This is a genomic window from Streptomyces sp. NPDC087845, from assembly GCF_044742755.1.
Classification (GTDB): Bacteria; Actinomycetota; Actinomycetes; order Streptomycetales; family Streptomycetaceae; genus Streptomyces.
The window spans coordinates 330,544-347,311 of record NZ_JBIUVC010000005.1; the positions used below are offsets into that span (position 1 = coordinate 330,544).

Sequence of the window (16,768 nt, forward strand, 5' to 3'; positions counted from 1 at the left end):
GGATCAGGGGGTCAGTCCTGCTTCTCGCCGCTCGCGAAGCGGGAGATCACCAGGGCGACGATGATGATCGCGCCGTTGAGGAACTGGTTCCACAGCGCCGGGACACCGCCGAGGGTCATCACATTGACCACCAGCTGGAGCGTCAGTACGCCGGTCAGCGCACCGAACAGGGTGCCGCGCCCGCCCTTGAGACTGATGCCGCCGATGACCGCCGCGGCGAACACCTGGAAGATCCAGCCGTTGCCCTGCGTGGCCGCGACCGATCCGTAGTGGCCGGTGTAGAGGATGCCCGCGAAGGCCGCCAGCAGACCACCGAGGGCGAGCACGATCCAGGTGACCCGGTCCACCCGGATGCCCGCGGCGCGCGCGGCCTCCGGGTTGCCGCCGATCGCGTACAGCGAGCGCCCGTGGCGCAGCCAGGCCAGCGCGGCGCCGCCGACGGCGAACAGCGCCAGGCAGATCCAGACGGCGGCCGGTGCGCCGAACCACTCGCTCTTGCCGAGGTAGCGGAAGGACTCCGGCACGTCGGTGATGGACTTGCCCTCGGTGATGCCGATGTGGAGGCCGCGCAGCATGGTGAGCATGCCGAGCGTGGCGATGAAGCCGTTGACCCGAAGCTTCAGCATCAGGAAGCCGTTGACCGCGCCGATGACGAGGCCCACCAGCAGGCAGAGCGGGATCGCCGACCAGGCGGGCAGCAGGCCGAGCCCCGCGAAGCGTCCGCCCTCGGCGGGCAGGACCAGCCACATCGCGACGACCGGCGCGATGCCGATCGTCGACTCCAGCGAGAGGTCCATCCGTCCGCAGATCAGAATCAGCGCCTGGCCCAGGACCAGCAGACTCAGCTCGGAGGACTGCTGGACGACGCTGATCAGGTTCTCGGAGGTCAGGAACACCGGCGAGACGATGAACCCGATCACCATCAGCACCAGGATCACCGGTACCAGGGAGAAGTCGCTCCACCGGATCAGCTTCAGCCGGTCCAGCGGGCTCTCGCCCGTCGGGGAGCCCTTGGGCCCGCCGTCGATGCCGTCGGCCGCCGCGGGCCGTACCGTGCCGGTCATTCCCTTTCCCCCACACCTTCCATGGCGGCGACGAGTTCCCCGTCGCTCCACCCGCTTGCGAAAGTCGCGACCACGCGCCCGTGGAACAGGGCGAGCACCCGGTCGCAGACCCGTAGATCGTCCAGTTCGTCCGAGACGATCACCGCGGCGTTCCCCTCGTCCGCGACCCGCCGCACGACTCCGAGCAACGAGTCCTTGGATTTGACGTCCACGCCCGCGGTGGGCCGGACCGCCACCAGCACGCTCGGCGCACGGGCCAGCGCGCGGGCCACCACCACCTTCTGCTGGTTGCCGCCGGAGAGCCCGGAGACGGGCTGCTCGGGTCCCTGTGTCTTGATGTCCAGCGAGGCGATCATCGACCGCGCGAACTCCCGCGTACGGGAGGGCAGTACGGTCCCCCACGGGCCGAGCTGGTCCGTGACCGTGAGGGTGGCGTTCTCGGCGACGCTGCGCTCCGGTACGAGGCCCTGGTCGTGCCGGTCCTCGGGGATGTAGCCGATCCCGGCGTCCAGCGCGTGCGGCACGCTGCCGGAGCGCACGGCCCTGCCGTGGACAGAGACCGTGCCGCCGCCCGCCTTGCGCATTCCGGCCAGCGTCTCGCCCAGGGCCGTGTTGCCGCTGGCCGCGGAGCCGGCCAGGCCGAGCACCTCGCCGGGGCGGACCTCCAGGTCCAGGGGCTCGAACTGGCCCTCCAGGGTGAGCCCTTCGGTACGCAGGACGGGGGCGGCCGACTCGTCCCGTGCCGTCGCACCGGCACCGCTCGCGTGCCAGGCGGTGGCGCCGGCGGACTGTTCGCCGGTCATCGCCGCCACCAGTTCCGCCTTGTCGATGCCGGCGACCGGGGCGGTGAGCACATGGCGGGCGTCGCGGTAGACGGTGACCGCCGTGCACAGTTCGTACACCTCCTGCAGATGGTGGGAGATGAAGAGGAACGCAACTCCCTGGCTCTGCAGTTCCCTGAGCTTGTCGAAGAGCCGCCCGATGCCGCGGGCGTCGAGCTGGGCGGTCGGCTCGTCCAGGATGATCAGCCGGGCGCCGAAGGACAGCGCGCGGGCGATCTCGACGAACTGCCGCTGTTCGACGGCGAGATCGCGCGCCCGGGTGCCGGGGTCGACCTGGACGCCGTACTCGGCGAGGAGCCCCTGGGCCCGCTTGCGGAGCTTCCCCCAGCTGATCCAGCGGGCCTTGTCGTCGAAGCGGTTGAGGAAGAGGTTCTCGGCGACGGTCAGATCGGGGACGACCATGGACTTCTGGTAGACGCAGGCGACCTTGGACTGCCAGGCCGCGGTGTCCCCGAAGGCGGGCGCGGGCTGCCCGCCGAACGTGACCGTGCCCGCGTCCGGCTTGTGGAGTCCGGTCACCACGCCGACCAGCGTGGACTTGCCGGCGCCGTTGCGGCCGACGAGGGCATGGGACTCACCGGGCCGCACGGTGAGCCGGACCCCGTCGAGCGCCAGGGTGGGACCGAAGCGTTTGACGACGCCTTCCGCCTGTACGGCAGGTGGTGGTACCTGGTCCATGGCTAGCTCTTCTTCTCCAGCTGGTTCGCCCACAGCTTCGGGTCGTCGACGTTGTCCTTGGTCACCAGCGGCGCGGGGAGCTGGTCCTCCAGGCCGCCCGGGATCTCGATGATGTTCGAGTCGTGGTCGGTCGGGCCCACCTTGAAGGTCTTGCCGTCCAGGGCCGCCTTCGCGTAGTAGAGCGCGTACTTCGCGTACAGGTCGGCGGGCTGGGAGATCGTCGCGTCGATCTTCCCGGCCTTGATGGCGTCGAATTCCTCCGGGATGCCGTCGTTGGAGATGATCGTGATGTGGCCCGGCGCACTGGCCGGCTTCAGCAGCTTCTTCTGCTCCAGGAGCGCGAGGGTGGGCTGCAGGAAGACACCGCCGGCCTGCATGTAGATCCCGTTGATGTCGGGGTTGGCGGCCAGGGTGGCCTGGAGCTTCGCCGAGGCGACGTCGCCCTTCCAGTCGGTGGCCAGCTCGAAGACCTTGATGCCGGGGAAGTCCTTGTCCATGCAGGACTTGAACGCCTCGGACCGGTCACGGCCGTTGATCGAGGAGAGGTCGCCCTGGAACTCGACGACCTTGCCCTTGCCCTTCAGCTGTTCGCCGAGGTACTTGCAGGCGTTGGTCCCGTACGCCTTGTTGTCGGCCCGCACCACCATGTAGATGTTGCCCTTGTCGGGGCGGGTGTCGACGCTGATGACGGGGATCTTCTTCTCGTTCAGCGTATTGAGCGACTCGGCAATGGCACCGGTGTCCTGAGGTGCCATCACGACGGCCTTGGCGCCCTGGTCGGTGAAGGTCTGGACGTTGGCGACCAGCTTGCCGATGTCGTTCTGCGAGTTGGTCAGCGGCAGCGCCTTGACCTCGCCCGCCTTGACCCCCTTCTCCACATAGTTCTGGTACGAGTTCCAGAAGTCGCTGTCGCTGCGCGGCAGATCGATCCCGATCTTCCCGCCACCCGCCCCGTCGTCGGAGGACTCGCGGTTGCAGCCCGCGAGGGCAGTGACGGCCAGCAGTACGGCGCAGGCCGCCGCACTCGTCGTACGCACTCTCATTGGTGTCCCAATCCTTTGTGGAGTACCGGCTCGGAGCTCTGTGGCAGAGCGGGGGTGCGTGGTGCGCGGGGTGCGTGGTGCGCGGGGGCGCGGGGGCGCGGCCGGTGGTGCGGCCCGGCCCGTCCGGCGGATCAGGCCGGACTGGCCCGGGGCCGCGTGTCCCGGATCAGCTGTCGGCGGGGCGCAGCCGCAGACCCTGCATTCCGCCGTCGACGGCGAGCGCCGTGCCGGTGACGGAGGCGGCGGCCGGGCTCGCGAGGTAGACGATCGCGGCGGCCACCTCGTCGGCCGAGACCAGCCGTCCCAGCGGCTGGCGGGCGTTGAGCGCGGCGCGTTCGGCCGCCGGATCGCCGGCCTGGCCGAGGAGCCGTCCGATCCACGGGGTGTCCGCGGTGCCCGGGTTGACGCAGTTGACCCGGATGCCCTCGCGGACGTGGTCGGCGGCCATCGCGAGGGTCAGGGAGAGGACCGCGCCCTTGCTCGCGCTGTACAGGGCGCGCTGCGGCAGTCCGGCGGTCGCGGCGATCGAGCAGGTCTGGGTGATCGACGCGGCGCCGGGGCGGTCGGCCGCCGCACGCCGCAGATGGGGCAGGGCGTGCCGGGCGGTGCGGACCATGCCGAGGACGTTGATGTCCAGGACCCGGGTCCACTCCTCGTCGGCGTTGTCCTCGACGGTGCCGATGGAACCGATGCCCGCGTTGGACACCACGGTGTGCAGGCCGCCCAGTTCGCCGGCGGCCCGGTCGACCGCCTCGCGCACGGCGTCGTCGTCGGTGACGTCCGCCTCGACGGCCAGGACGCCCGCGGGGGCGCCCGCGGTCTCGCGGTCGAGCACGGCCACCTGCGCGCCGCGTGCCAGCAGCAGGGTCGCGACGGCCGCCCCGATGCCGGAGGCGCCGCCCGTCACCAGGGCGTTCATCCCCTCGAAGTCGCTTGTGCCGGTCATCGGTCAGCCTCCTCGGTGGTACGGCGGGCCTGCCATACGGGGCCCTCCGGGTAGCGGTGTGCGGCGATCGACTCGGGGAGCATCCGGGCGGAGAAGCCCGGTGAACCCGGCGCGGCATAGCGGCCGTTCTCGATCACGGTGGGGTCGGCGAAGTGTTCGTGGAGATGGTCCACGTACTCGATCACGCGGTTCTCCCAGCTGCCGGAGACCGCCACATAGTCGAACATCGAGAGGTGCTGCACCAGCTCGCACAGCCCGACTCCACCCGCGTGCGGGCAGACCGGTACGCCGTACTTGGCGGCGAGCAGCAGGATCGCGAGGTTCTCGTTGACGCCCGCGACCCGGGCCGCGTCGATCTGGACGAAGTCGACCGCTCCGGCCTGCAGCAGCTGCTTGAAGACGACCCGGTTGGCGACGTGTTCGCCGGTGGCGACCTTGACCGGCTGCCCGGCGCGGACGGCTGCGTGGCCGAGGACGTCGTCGGGGCTGGTCGGCTCCTCGATCCAGTGCGGGTCGTACGGCGCGAGCGCGGTCATCCACTCGACCGCGTCGGCGACGTCCCAGCGCTGGTTGGCGTCGACGGCGATCCGGACGTCGGGCCCGACGGCCTCGCGGGCCAGGGCGAGTCTGCGTACGTCGTCGCCGAGACTGCCGCCGACCTTCAGCTTGATCTGGGTGAAGCCGTCGGCGACGGCCTCCTTCGCCAGCCTGACGAGCTTGTCGTCGGTGTATCCCAGCCAGCCCGGCGAGGTGGTGTACGCCGGGTAGCCCTCCGCGCGCAGCCGCTCGGCGCGCTCGGCCCGCCCCGGTTCGGCGGCCCGCAGGATCGCGAGGGCCTCGTCGGGAGTGAGGGCGTCGGTGAGGTAGCGGAAGTCGACGAGCGAGACGATCTCCTCGGGCGTCATCTCGGCGAGGAACTGCCAGACGGGCCTGCCCGCCTGCTTCGCCGCCAGGTCCCAGGCGGCGTTGACGACCGCGCCGGCCGCCATGTGCATCACGCCCTTCTCGGGGCCGAGCCAGCGCAGTTGGGAGTCATGGGTGAGCTCACGGTGCAGGAGCGCGAGGTCGGCCGCGGTGCGGGGGGCCGGGCGCCCCACCAGGTACGGGCGCAGTGCCTCGATCGCGGCGGCCATCACCTCGTTGCCGCGCCCGATGGTGAAGCAGAAGCCATGTCCCTCGATCACCGCACCGTTGTCACCCGGTCCGGTTCGCAGTACGACATAGGCGGCCGAGTAGTCGGGATCGGGGTTCATGGCGTCCGAGCCGTCCAGTTGTTCCGAGGTCGGAAAACGGATGTCGTGGACCTCGAAATCCGTGACGGTCTGACTCATGTGCGCCCCCAGGGGAATAACATCGGACCTCTGTTCTGGTCATCCGATGTATAGCGTCACGAAGGTCTCAACGTCCAGCGTTGGAGCGAAATTGACCGGACACAGCTCGGATGTATCCATAGACTGATGCCCTGATTCGACCGGTGATGCACCCCCGTGGCACAGGTTCACCCAGCTGTGCACAGGGGCTGCGGCGGGAGTGGCCGGAAGCCGTAAGGTTGGTGCGTACGCAAGGGAACTTCGGAAGGAGGCCTGGGTGATCGAGCTCGAGGGGGTTCCCGAGCTGATCGACCCGGTCATGGTGGCCGCGTTCGAGGGTTGGAACGACGCGGGTGACGCCGCCTCCACGGCGGTCGCTCACCTGGACCGGGAGTGGAAGGGCGAGGTGTTCGCGGCGCTGGACGCCGAGGACTACTACGACTTCCAGGTCAACCGGCCGACGATCTGGCTGGACGGCGGGGTGCGCAAGATCACCTGGCCGACCACCCGGCTCTCCGTGGTGCGCGTCGGCGGGGAGAAGCCCCGCGATCTCGTCCTGGTCCGCGGTATCGAACCGTCCATGCGCTGGCGCTCGTTCTGCAACGAGATCCTGGCCTTCGCCCATGAGCTGGGCGTGGAGATGGTGGTGGTCCTGGGCGCGCTGCTCGGCGACACCCCGCACACCCGCCCGGTGCCGGTCAGCGGAGTCACCTCCGACCCGGATCTGGCGCGGACCATGGATCTGGAGGAGACCAGGTACGAGGGTCCGACGGGCATCGTCGGCATCCTCCAGGAGGCCTGCACGCACGCGGGCGTGCCCGCGGTGAGCCTGTGGGCGGCGGTGCCGCACTATGTGTCGCAGCCGCCCAACCCGAAGGCGACCCTCGCCCTGCTCAACCGCCTGGAGGACCTCCTCGGTCTGCGCATCCCGCTGGGCGAACTGCCCGAGGACGCGCGCGCCTGGCAGCTCGGCGTGGACCAACTGGCCGCCGAGGACAGCGAAGTGGCGGAGTACGTGCAGACGCTGGAGGAGGCCCGGGACACGGCGGAGCTTCCCGAGGCGAGCGGCGAGGCCATCGCCCGGGAGTTCGAGCGCTATCTGCGCCGCAGGGACACCGGTCCGGGCCAGGCGCCCGGCGGGCACGCGACCGAGAGCGGCGACGCGTCGTATCTGCGCGACACGTCCAGCGGCCGCACCCGTCCGCCGAAGCCGCTCCGGCCGGAGACCGGTGGCGGGACGGGGCCCGGCTCGCCGCCCACCGGCGGCCCCGGCCGGCAGCCCCCGGCCGACGAGGGGAACGAAAGGATCGAGGGAACCGAAAACGGCGACGGCGGCGCCGGCGACGGCCCGCGGGATTCGTCGGAGGACTCCTCGGAGGACTGAGACGACCGGTGGAGCGCCGGGCGGGGTGCACCCGCCCGGCGCTCCTGTGCTGTCCGGGTCGTTCAGGGACATCCGGCCCTTTCAGGAACAGGTGAACCGCGCCGCGGCCCAGTCCCCGTGGTCGCCGGTCTTGGAACCGTTGGTGTCCGTGACCTTCAGGTGCACATGGCGCGCGCCGTCGAGCTTCACCTCGACCGGTACGGTGGCCGACGCCCCCGTCACCTTCGGCGAGGTCCACAGCACCTTGCCGTCCGCCTCGACGGAGAACGCCACTTCGCCGTAGCCGTCGATCTCGTCGTCGATGCCCGCGTCCGCGGTGAAGGCGGTGCAGCGCCCGCCGAGGTAGACCTCGATGTCGGAGTCGGCATGGGTGCCGATCCCCTTCTCGTACACCTTGCCCGCGAGGGTCAGCGGGTGTCCGTCGGCCGCGCCCGACTCGCCGTTGCTGCGGTCCCGCTCGGCGGGCCCGTAGCCGTTCACCGACTTCAGCCACACCAGGTCGCTCGCCCAGGCCTCACCGGTGGGCGGCGGTGGCATCACTCCGGCGGCGAACCGCTGGACGGTGGTCCGGGACTCACCGGCCGACCGGTAGCGGGCGAGTGCGGTGATCCTCGCCTCCCCCGCCGTGGCGTCCTTCGCCGGGGTGACCGGCACCTCGACCCGCCGGGTGGTGCCCGCCGGGATCCGGCCCACGGCCGCGGCCGGTGCGGCCTGCCAGCCGTCGGGAACGTCCAGGGCGACCGTGGCGTCCGTCACATCGGCGTTGCCCGCAGTGACATCGACGGCGACAGTGCCTTCGGTCCCGGCGCCGATCTCCTGGCCGGCCGGCACGGAGACGACGGCGGTCGCGGCGGCGTTCCGCCCGCCGACCGCGCTCGTCCGCTTCAGCTTCAGGGAGAACTTCTTGTCGGTGGGGAGCGGCGCGGTCTTGATCTTCACGACACCGCCGCGGTCGTCCTGGTCGTACCACCAGCCCTGCTTCGCGGCCTTGTACGCGGCCGCGGATGCCAGCCGGGGCAGCGTGCCGTCGAGCGCGACCGTGCTCGGTGCGGATCCGGTGTGCACGCTGAACTCGTACGGGCGCGTCCGCTGCTTGCCGGTGAACTCCCCCTTGCTCGCCCCGATCCGTACGGTGACGTCGCCCGCGCCCCGGGCCGGTGCGTCCACGTCGGCGGTCTGGGTGGCGTACTTGCCGCCGCGGTGCTGCCGGGTGACGCCGTCGTCCTCGTACAGCGTGAAGGACGACCTGCCCTGCGGGTAGATGTCCCAGGCGAGCGGGGAGGCGGCGGTCCGGTCCTGGTACGAGCGGATGCCGGGCCACATCGGCACGCTGGCACCGCCCTTCACGAACAGCGGCAGGGTGTCGAGCGGGGCGCTGTAGTGGTCGACGGTGGTCGGGCCCTCGTAGGTACGGCCGCTCCAGTAGTCGGTCCAGGTGCCCTTCGGCAGGTAGATGCCGTTGCGCTCCGCGGTGTCCTCGTACACGGGCGCGACGAGGAAGTCCTCGCCGGACATGAATTCGTACTTCGCGGCGTCCGTCGCCGCCTTCGGGTCGTCCGGGTATTCGAGGGCCAGGGGCCGGACCATGCCGACGCCGGTCTTCGTGGCCTCGTGCGCGTAGGAGTACTGGTAGGGCAGCAGCGACTCCTTGAGCTTGAGGTAGTCGCGGTTGATGGAGGTGTACGGCTCCCCGTACCGGTAGGGCTGCTTGTCGCTGGCCGCCCAGCCGTCCATGGTCATCGTGGTCCCCAGGAACATCTTCCACTGGAGGTCACGGGTGTACGTCTTGGCGCTGCCGCCGAAGATGCCGTCGACGTCGCCGGTCGTGTAGGCGAGACCGGACATCGTGGCGCCCGCGTAGGTCGGGATCTGCCAGCGTATGTAGTCCCAGGTGCCGTACTGGTCACCGGACCACTGGACGCCGCAGCGCTGGGCACCCGCCCAGCTCTCGGGGGCGTAGGTGAATCCGCGGGCGTCGCTGTTGTCCTCGATGCCCTTGTACGCGTCCTTGCAGCCGTCCAGGGCGAACTTGTAGCCGGCGCCGACCCAGGCGACGTCCAGCTTGGCGACCCGCTGGCCCGCCTTCACCTGGTCGGCGATCTTGTCGATGCCGTCCTCGGTCCACAGGCCGAGCTGCATGCCGCGGTCCTGGAGCCCCTTGGCGGCCTCCGCGAGGTTCTCGTGGCCGCAGCCGTAGCCGTCGTTGACGAGCATCCAGCCGTTCGGCATGTCGTGCTCGACGTACCCGTCGGCGACCTTCAGGGCGTCCAGGGTGTGCCGCTCACCGCGGTTGGCGTTGTGGAGGTAGCAGTCGGCGTCGCCGATCTCCATTCCGTACACGGGCGGCAGGAAGGGCTTGCCGGTGAGCTTCGTGTACTGGCCGATGACGTCCTTGGCGCTGTCGCCCGCGAAGTAGTAGGCGTCGAAGCGCTTCTCCTTCGCGCTGGTGGTCACCGGGTCGGTGAAGGCGTAGGTGTTCGGCGCATAGGTGTTGCGGAAGACGCCGTACCCCGCCGAGGAGAGGTAGAAGGGCACCGAGTTGGGGTGGCCGCCGTCGTCCCAGTTGTAGTCGACGCCGACCTCGACGGTCTTGCCGCGGTGCGAGGTGTTGCCGCGGCCGTTCTGCATTCCGGCGCCGTAGAACTGCTCGTCGGCGCCTCGGGCCAGCGTCTGGGTGGTCCGCTCGCCGTTCCAGCTCAGCCCTGCGGCCTCGGACCAGACCCTGGTTCCGTCCGCGCGGTACAGCGCGAAGCGCAGGGGCGACTTGTAGGCGCGCAGGGTGACGCTGCCGGTGGAGAGTTCGTAGCGGTCGCCCCGCTCCTTCCAGCGGGTGTGCGGCGGGGTGCCCTGCGGCAGGACCATGTCGCCGCCGGCCGGATCGGAGAACGTACCCTCCGGGGCGAGTTCGATACGGAAGGTCTCGGCGGAGACGAAGCTGACGCGGGCCGCGGCGGCGCCGGCCCTCAGCTGGTAGACGGGTCCGTGGGCGGAGAACCCGGTGACGTCGCCGACCGTGGTGGTGTCCGGTTCGGCGGCGTCGGCCTGACCGGCGCCGGGCCCCGCGAAGACGGCGACCAGCCCCAGCAAGGCTGCAACTGCCGCCGTTCTGATGCGCGTTGATGATTGCATAGAGCGCTTTTAGCGCAGGATCGAGCACTTGACCATGGACAAAACGGAACCGGCCCCGAACTTCGTCGAGAAGTCCAAGGCCGGTTCGGGGGAAGACGGTCAGGGGAGTCCCACCGCGCGCGGCAGGTGCGGGCGGCGCTACAGAGCGACACCCAGCAGCGCGTCGACGGTGCGCGAGACGAGGCCGGGTGCGCCCTCGTCCGTACCGCCCTCGGCGTTCTGACGCTCCGCCCAGCGGTCCACGGCGGCCAGCGCGGCCGGTGCGTCCAGGTCGTCGGCGAGGGCCTCGCGGACCTCCTCGACCAGGGCCTCGGCAGGCAGTCCGTCGGGGCGCGAGACGGCCGAACGCCAGCGTGCGAGCCGCTCGACCGCATCGGCGAGCACCTGGTCGGTCCACTCCCAGTCGGACCGGTAGTGGTGCGAGAGCAGGGCGAGGCGGATCGCCGCCGGGTCCACGCCGTCGTGGCGGAGCTTCGAGACGAAGACCAGGTTGCCCCTGGACTTGGACATCTTCTCGCCGTCCAGAGCGACCATTCCGGCGTGTACGTACGCCTGGGCGAACGGGTACTCGCCGGTCAGCACCTGAGCGTGCGAAGCGCCCATCTCGTGGTGCGGGAAGGCGAGATCGGACCCGCCTCCCTGGACGTCGAAGCCCATGCCGAGGTGGTCCAGCGCGATGGCGACGCACTCGATGTGCCAGCCCGGCCGACCGGGGCCGAGGGAGGCCCCGTCCCAGCTCGGCTCGCCCTCGCGGGCGGCCATCCAGAGCATCGGGTCGAGCGGGTTCTTCTTGCCGGGGCGCTCGGGGTCGCCGCCGCGCTCGGCGGAGAGCAGCCGCATCGCCTCGGCGTCGAGGTGGGAGACCCCGCCGAAGTGCGGGTCGGTCTCGACGGAGAAGTACACGTCCCCGTCGAGTTCGTAGGCGGCGCCGGCGTCCCGGAGCCGTTCGACGAGCGGGACGATGCCCGGTATCGCCTCGACGGCACCGATGTAGTGCTTCGGGGGAAGCATGCGCAGGGCAGTCATGTCCTCGCGGAACAGGGCCGTCTCGCGCTCGGCGAGTTCGGTCCAGTCCTGACCGTCGCGCACGGCCCGCTCCAGCAGCGGGTCGTCCACGTCGGTCACGTTCTGGACATAGTGAACCTGCCGCTTGGTGTCGAGCCACACGCGCTGAACGAGGTCGAACGCGTTGTAGGTCGCCGCATGACCCATGTGGGTCGCGTCGTACGGCGTGATGCCGCAGACGTAGATGCGGGCGACGGGACCGGGGTCAAGAGTGATCCGTCCGCCGGTCGCGGTGTCGTGGATCCGAAGGTCGCGGCCCTTGCCAGGCAGGGCGGGGACCTCAGAAGCGGGCCAGGCATGCATGCCACGAGCGTAACCGGATGCATGTTCCGGATACGAACCGGATACCGGATCCTGACCGAAGAGGCGGTCTTGCACGACGTGGGTTCATCTGCTTCGGCACGGCCCGCCCCGGGTGCCCCCGCCCCTCAGCTGCCGGAGTGGCTCGAATTCGTCACACCGGTGGCCAGGGGATCGACGGCCACTCGCCGCTCGGCTCCGGGTGCCGCCCCGAGGCCTTCAGCCCCGCCACGCGCCCCCGCAGCGCCTCGATCTCGGCCGCGGTGATCAGCTCGGCCAGCCGGGTGACGAGCGGGGTCCCCGGCGCCAGCTCCGTACCCAGCCGGTCCACGACCTCGACGGCCTCGGCCGTCAACGGCTCCCCCGCCCACCCCCACAGCAGGGTGCGCAGCTTGTCCTCGGCGTTGAAGGTCACACCGTGGTCGATGCCGTAGAGCCGGCCGCCGGGCGCGGGCAGCAGATGGCCGCCCTTGCGGTCACCGTTGTTGATCACGGCGTCGAGGACCGCCAGCCGCCGCAGCCGCGGATCGTCCGCGTGCACCAGCAGGGCCGTCCTGCCCTCCCCCACCTCGGCGAGGGCGACGGCCTTCCAGCCCTCCCCCGGCTCCTCGTCCTCGACGAGCGCGAGCAGCGGCGGCAGGCCGTCCGTGGAAGGCTCCTCGCTCTCCGGGGCCGCCTCGATCCACAGCTGGCACATGCCCTCGCCGTACGGCCCGTCCCGCAGCACGGTGGGCGGTATGAGCCCCCATCCGGTCGCCTCGGAGATCTCGTACGCGGCCACCTCGCGCCCGGCGAGCGTGCCGTCGGGGAAGTCCCACAGGGGCTGCTCCCCGGCCACGGGCTTGTAGACGCAGGTCACTTCGTCCCCGTCGTGGGCGACCGTGCAGTAGAGCACCGCGTTGGACGCCCCGCGGACCTGTCCGCGGACGGTGAGCCGGCCCCGGGTGAGCACGGTGACCAGCTCGGCGTCGGTCAGGCTCCGCGGCGGTACCCGTTCTGGCGCGGGCATACGTGTCCTTCCGGGTCGAGCGGCAGGCTGCACAGCGGGCACGGCGGGCGTCCGGCGTTCACGACGTCGAGGGCGCGCTTGGCGAAGGCCCTGGCCTGTGCGCCGCTGAGGCGGACACGGAGCATGGGCGGGCCGTTCTCCTCGTCCTGGAGCAGCCGCTCCTCGGCCTCCGCGAGATCCTCGTCGGAGTCCACGTCCAGCTCGACGAGCGCCTGCGCCTCGACGATCATGCGCTGTTCCTCGCCGTCCCAGGCGAGCGCCATCGTGCCGACCCGGAACTCCTCCTCGACGGGCACGTCGAGAGGGGCGGTGTCGGTGACGTCCATGGGCGCCACCGCGGGGACCGGGGAGTTCCCGCCGGTCCGCCGCACCACCTCGTCGAGCAGTTCGTCGATGCGTTCGGCGAGCGCGGCGACCTGAGTCTTCTCCAGGGCGACGCTGGTGACGCGTCCGCCTGAGGATGCCTGCAGGAAGAACGTACGACGTCCAGGCAACCCGACCGTACCGGCCACGAAGCGGTCCGGGGGGTCGTAGAGGAACACCTGACGGGACACGTCCTGTCTCCCTTGAAAATTGACGGCAGATGAGGGGCGGCCGGGCTCCGGGGGACTCCCCCGGTGGAAAGGGCGCCTACGGCGCGTCCACCCTACTGCGCGAAGCGATCACGGTGCCCCAGCGCCGCCGCCGACCGCGGCGTCGGCATCGGCGTCCGCCGCCGGGCGCCGGTCCGGGTCCGTTCCGGCAGGGTGCTCCCGCGGCGCCAGCGCGGCCAGGTCCCCCGTGTCTCCGAGCCGCAGCAGGAAGGGACGCAGCCTGGTGTAGCGGATCGCGGTGACCGAACAGGGGTCTGCCTGGATCCGCTGGAAGAGGTCGAGGTGCATGCCGAGCGCGTCGGCGACGAGGGCCTTGATGATGTCGCCGTGCGAGCACATCACGTAGGCGGCGTCGTCACCGTGCTCCGCCTCGATCCGCGCGTTCCAGTCGCGCACCGCGTCGACGGCGCGTGCCTGCATGGCGCGCATGGACTCCCCGCCGGGGAACGCCGCGGCCGACGGATGCTGCTGCACGACGCCCATCAGCGGCTCGTCGGTGAGTTCGGCGAGCTTGCGCCCCGACCAGTCGCCGTAGTCGCACTCGCTGATCCGCTCCTCGGTGTGCAGCACCAGCTCCGGCCGCGCGTCGAGCAGCGGTCGCAGGGTCTCCCGGCAGCGCTGCAGGGGGCTGCTGACGGCGGCGGCCAGCGGCAGCGCGGCCAGCCGTCCGGGCAGCGCCGCGGCCTGTGCGGCACCGCGCTCGTCGAGCGCGACACCGGGGGTGCGGCCCGCGAGCACCCCGGCCGTGTTGGCGGTGGAGCGTCCATGGCGTACGAGGATCAGGGTGGGCATACGGGCCAGCGTAAGGGCTGTCCCGTATTCCCCGGCGGGCGTGCGACGACGGCTACGGCACCTCGCCGCGTTGGGCCGCTGCCGCCGATGAGGTGCGCCGGGGACCGGAGCAGGGAAGAATGCGCGCCGTGATTGTGGACTGTGCGATCTACCGGGGCGGACGTCGTACCGAGGGCCCCGCCGACCTCTCCGATGCCCTCGCGGAGGCACGGGCCACCGGGGACGCGTTCCTCTGGATCGGGCTGTACGAGCCGACGGAGAGCGAGATCGAACGCGTCAGCAGCGAGTTCGGGCTCCATCCGCTGGCCGTGGAGGACGCCTTGAGAGCGCATCAGAGGCCCAAGCTGGAGGTGTACGACGACTCGCTCTTCGCGGTCATCAAGCCGGTGGTATACGAACACCTGAGCGACACGGTTTCCACCGACGAACTGATGGCCTTCATCGGCGATTCGTTCGTCGTGACGGTCCGGCACGGGGAGGGCGCGCCGCTCGCGGCGGTACGCCGCCGGCTGGAGGCGGAACCGGACGTTCTCAAGCACGGGCCGACCGCGGTGCTGTACGCGATCAGCGACGCGGTCGTCGACCACTACATAGAGGTGGCTGCCGAGCTCCAGGTCGACCTGGAGGAGCTGGAGACCGAGGTGTTCGCGCCGACCGGCGCCGTGGACACCAAGAACACCGCGTCCCGCATCTACATGTTCAAGCGGCAGCTCCTGGAGTTCCGCCGGGCCGCGGGCCCGCTGAGCGCCCCCATGGCCCGTCTGGCGAGCGCGGAGGTGCCGTTCGTCCACGAGCACTCGCAGCCGTTCTTCCGCGACGTGAGCGACCACCTGACGCGCGCCAACGAGTACGTGGAGGGGCTGGACCGGCTGCTCTCCGACATCCTCTCGGCGCATCTGGCCCAGGTGGGCGTGCGGCAGAACGACGACATGCGCAAGATCTCGGCCTGGGCGGCGATGGCCGCCGTCCCCACGATGGTGGCGGGGATCTACGGCATGAACTTCGAGCACATGCCGGAGCTCCGCTGGGTGTGGGCCTATCCGGCGGTGATCGTGCTGATGGGCTGCGTGGTCTTCGGCCTGTACCGGTTGTTCAAGCGGCGCGGCTGGCTCTGACGGGCGGCCGGCTCCGACGGGGTGCGGCGCACGGCCCGGATATCGGTGACCCTGCTGTGCGCGAGGCAGGTGACGATGTCGTGCTCGGAGAGCGGCTCCTGGCGCCTCAGCCGCTCGTGGGCGAGGCCGACGCCGTGCTTCTCCAGCGGCATTGTGTAGTCGGTCTCGTGCAAAACCTCGACCGGCCCGTCCGGCGTCCGAGGACGAAAACCCGGCCCGGTGGACCCGCGGCACCGGACCGTGCACCGTTCGGCGTAACCCCGCGCCCCCGAGCGCGTTGTTCCGTGCAACGGCCGTGGCGGGGAGACCCCGAGCCCCCACCACGGCCGTAGTGCTGCCCCGGAGCCCCCGACAGGAGGTCCGGAGGTCCGTGGCACCCGGGCTAGGCGAGCCCGGACCGCTCCAGCGCATCCGTGCCGGCCCGCAGAGCCGCGATCCGCTCGTCGAGCGTGAACCCGGCCGGGGCCAGCGTCAGCGTCGTGACACCCGCCGCGGCGTACGCCTGCATCCGGTCGGCGATCCGCTCGACCGGACCGAGCAACGCGGTCTGGTCGATCAGCTGGTGCGGCACCGCGGCAGCGGCGCCGCTCTTGTCGCCGGACAGGTACTTGTCCTGGATCTCGGCGGCCTCCTTCTCGTACCCCATGCGCTGCGCCAGCTGGTTGTAGAAGTTCTGCCCGCGGCTGCCCATGCCGCCCACGTACAGGGCGGTGTACGGACGGAACATGTCCGCGAGACCGTTGATGTCGTCGCCGAGGGCGAGCGGCAGCGTCGGGCAGACGTCGAAGCCCTCCATGGTCCTGCCGGCCTTCTCACGGCCCGCCCGCAGGAACTTCACGGCGGTGTCCTCAAGGTGCTCGGCCGAGGGGAAGATCAGCAGCGCGCCGTCGGCGATCTCGCCGGTCTGCTCCAGGTTCTTCGGGCCGATCGCGGCGATGTAGAGCGGAATGTGCTCGCGCTGCGGGTGGACGGTGAGCTTGATGGGCTTGCCCGGACCGTCCGGCAGCGGGAGCGTCCAGTGCTGCCCCTCGTACGACAGCCGCTCACGGGACATCGCCTTGCGGACGATCTCGACGTACTCCCGGGTGCGGGCCAGCGGCTTGTCGAACTTGACGCCGTACCAGCCCTCGGAGACCTGCGGCCCCGACACGCCGAGGCCGAGCCGGAACCGGCCGCCGGAGAGCGAGTCGAGGGTGGCCGCGGTCATCGCCGTCATCGCGGGCTGGCGGGCCGGGATCTGCATGATCGCGGAACCGACGTCGATGGACTCGGTCTGGGCGGCGACCCAGGAGAGCACCGTCGGCGCGTCGGAGCCGTACGCCTCGGCCGCCCAGCAGACGTCGTAACCGAGCCGGTCGGCCTCCTGGGCGACGGCGAGGTTGTCGCCGTCCATTCCCGCACCCCAGTAACCGAGATTGATGCCGAGCCGCATAGCCGCTCCCCTTACTGATCAGTAACGTCTCTGGGTTCCGGACTCTAGCGCGCGGCGGCGGGTTCC

General features: G+C 70.8%; 13 protein-coding genes and 1 pseudogene. 2 read left to right on the top strand and 12 right to left on the bottom strand.

All coding sequences use genetic code 11. The features are described from left to right. Positions 1-11: 11 nt before the first annotated feature. From ACIOMQ_RS15995 to ACIOMQ_RS16015, 5 genes are all read right to left on the bottom strand, one after another. Positions 12-1,064 carry an ABC transporter permease gene (locus tag ACIOMQ_RS15995; protein ID WP_362211583.1) on the bottom strand — a complete coding sequence of 351 codons (1,053 nt, stop codon included), beginning with the start codon at positions 1,062-1,064 and terminating at the stop codon, positions 12-14. Beyond that, complete coding sequence (locus ACIOMQ_RS16000; RefSeq protein ID WP_401267427.1) at positions 1,061-2,584, bottom strand: sugar ABC transporter ATP-binding protein; 1,524 nt, start codon at positions 2,582-2,584, stop codon at positions 1,061-1,063. Before ACIOMQ_RS16000 ends, ACIOMQ_RS15995 begins: the two co-directional genes overlap by 4 nt. Before the next feature lie 2 nt (positions 2,585-2,586). Beyond that, positions 2,587-3,627, bottom strand: coding sequence for a sugar ABC transporter substrate-binding protein (locus tag ACIOMQ_RS16005; protein ID WP_402189221.1), 1,041 nt, complete (start codon positions 3,625-3,627; stop codon positions 2,587-2,589). 166 nt (positions 3,628-3,793) lie between these two features. After that, positions 3,794-4,573: an SDR family oxidoreductase gene (locus ACIOMQ_RS16010; RefSeq protein WP_362211574.1), complete on the bottom strand. Its 780-nt coding sequence runs from the start codon at positions 4,571-4,573 to the stop codon at positions 3,794-3,796. Continuing rightward, complete coding sequence (locus ACIOMQ_RS16015; protein WP_362211571.1) at positions 4,570-5,904, bottom strand: L-fuconate dehydratase; 1,335 nt, start codon at positions 5,902-5,904, stop codon at positions 4,570-4,572. Before ACIOMQ_RS16015 ends, ACIOMQ_RS16010 begins: the two co-directional genes overlap by 4 nt. 256 nt (positions 5,905-6,160) lie before the next feature. Here ACIOMQ_RS16015 and ACIOMQ_RS16020 point away from each other — a divergent pair, with 256 nt between their 5' ends. After that, positions 6,161-7,267, top strand: a complete 1,107-nt coding sequence (locus ACIOMQ_RS16020; protein ID WP_402189223.1) for a PAC2 family protein — start codon at positions 6,161-6,163, stop codon at positions 7,265-7,267. A gap of 81 nt (positions 7,268-7,348) precedes the next feature. Here the strand turns inward: ACIOMQ_RS16020 and ACIOMQ_RS16025 are convergent, their stop codons facing one another. The 5 genes from ACIOMQ_RS16025 to ACIOMQ_RS16045 form a co-directional block, all read right to left on the bottom strand. Continuing rightward, the gene (locus ACIOMQ_RS16025) at positions 7,349-10,396 is read right to left on the bottom strand and encodes an NPCBM/NEW2 domain-containing protein (RefSeq protein ID WP_402189225.1); all 3,048 of its coding nucleotides are present in this window, start codon (positions 10,394-10,396) and stop codon (positions 7,349-7,351) included. 138 nt (positions 10,397-10,534) lie between these two features. Beyond that, positions 10,535-11,764: a cysteine--1-D-myo-inosityl 2-amino-2-deoxy-alpha-D-glucopyranoside ligase gene (mshC, locus tag ACIOMQ_RS16030; RefSeq protein ID WP_401267435.1), complete on the bottom strand. Its 1,230-nt coding sequence runs from the start codon at positions 11,762-11,764 to the stop codon at positions 10,535-10,537. 151 nt (positions 11,765-11,915) lie between these two features. Continuing rightward, entirely contained in the window at positions 11,916-12,770 is an 855-nt protein-coding gene (locus tag ACIOMQ_RS16035) for an SCO1664 family protein (RefSeq protein WP_401267437.1), read from the bottom strand. Further along, complete coding sequence (locus ACIOMQ_RS16040; RefSeq protein WP_072484378.1) at positions 12,734-13,324, bottom strand: DUF3090 domain-containing protein; 591 nt, start codon at positions 13,322-13,324, stop codon at positions 12,734-12,736. Before ACIOMQ_RS16040 ends, ACIOMQ_RS16035 begins: the two co-directional genes overlap by 37 nt. Positions 13,325-13,432: 108 nt before the next feature. Next, positions 13,433-14,155, bottom strand: coding sequence for a histidine phosphatase family protein (locus tag ACIOMQ_RS16045; RefSeq protein WP_362211553.1), 723 nt, complete (start codon positions 14,153-14,155; stop codon positions 13,433-13,435). 119 nt (positions 14,156-14,274) lie between these two features. Between ACIOMQ_RS16045 and corA the strand changes: the two genes are divergently transcribed. Beyond that, positions 14,275-15,270, top strand: coding sequence for a magnesium/cobalt transporter CorA (corA, locus tag ACIOMQ_RS16050; RefSeq protein WP_362211550.1), 996 nt, complete (start codon positions 14,275-14,277; stop codon positions 15,268-15,270). A gap of 32 nt (positions 15,271-15,302) precedes the next feature. Here corA and ACIOMQ_RS16055 read toward each other — a convergent pair. Together ACIOMQ_RS16055 and ACIOMQ_RS16060 are read right to left on the bottom strand one after the other, a co-directional pair. Then, a pseudogene (locus tag ACIOMQ_RS16055) lies at positions 15,303-15,455 on the bottom strand (ferritin-like domain-containing protein); the annotation flags it as partial. 197 nt (positions 15,456-15,652) lie between these two features. Further along, positions 15,653-16,702 (bottom strand): LLM class F420-dependent oxidoreductase, encoded by a 1,050-nt coding sequence (locus tag ACIOMQ_RS16060; RefSeq protein WP_362211547.1) that lies wholly within the window; start codon positions 16,700-16,702, stop codon positions 15,653-15,655. Positions 16,703-16,768: the final 66 nt, after the last annotated feature.

Excerpts from the sequence above, each read along its gene's own strand:
- ACIOMQ_RS15995 (WP_362211583.1), bottom strand. The coding sequence starts at position 1,064 with ATGACCGGCACGGTACGGCCCGCGGCGGCCGACGGCATCGACGGCGGG.
- ACIOMQ_RS16000 (WP_401267427.1), bottom strand. The coding sequence starts at position 2,584 with ATGGACCAGGTACCACCACCTGCCGTACAGGCGGAAGGCGTCGTCAAA.
- ACIOMQ_RS16005 (WP_402189221.1), bottom strand. The coding sequence starts at position 3,627 with ATGAGAGTGCGTACGACGAGTGCGGCGGCCTGCGCCGTACTGCTGGCC.
- ACIOMQ_RS16010 (WP_362211574.1), bottom strand. The coding sequence starts at position 4,573 with ATGACCGGCACAAGCGACTTCGAGGGGATGAACGCCCTGGTGACGGGC.
- ACIOMQ_RS16015 (WP_362211571.1), bottom strand. The coding sequence starts at position 5,904 with ATGAGTCAGACCGTCACGGATTTCGAGGTCCACGACATCCGTTTTCCG.
- ACIOMQ_RS16025 (WP_402189225.1), bottom strand. The coding sequence starts at position 10,396 with ATGCAATCATCAACGCGCATCAGAACGGCGGCAGTTGCAGCCTTGCTG.
- mshC (WP_401267435.1), bottom strand. The coding sequence starts at position 11,764 with ATGCATGCCTGGCCCGCTTCTGAGGTCCCCGCCCTGCCTGGCAAGGGC.
- ACIOMQ_RS16035 (WP_401267437.1), bottom strand. The coding sequence starts at position 12,770 with ATGCCCGCGCCAGAACGGGTACCGCCGCGGAGCCTGACCGACGCCGAG.
- ACIOMQ_RS16045 (WP_362211553.1), bottom strand. The coding sequence starts at position 14,155 with ATGCCCACCCTGATCCTCGTACGCCATGGACGCTCCACCGCCAACACG.
- corA (WP_362211550.1), top strand. The coding sequence starts at position 14,275 with ATGCGCGCCGTGATTGTGGACTGTGCGATCTACCGGGGCGGACGTCGT.
- ACIOMQ_RS16060 (WP_362211547.1), bottom strand. The coding sequence starts at position 16,702 with ATGCGGCTCGGCATCAATCTCGGTTACTGGGGTGCGGGAATGGACGGC.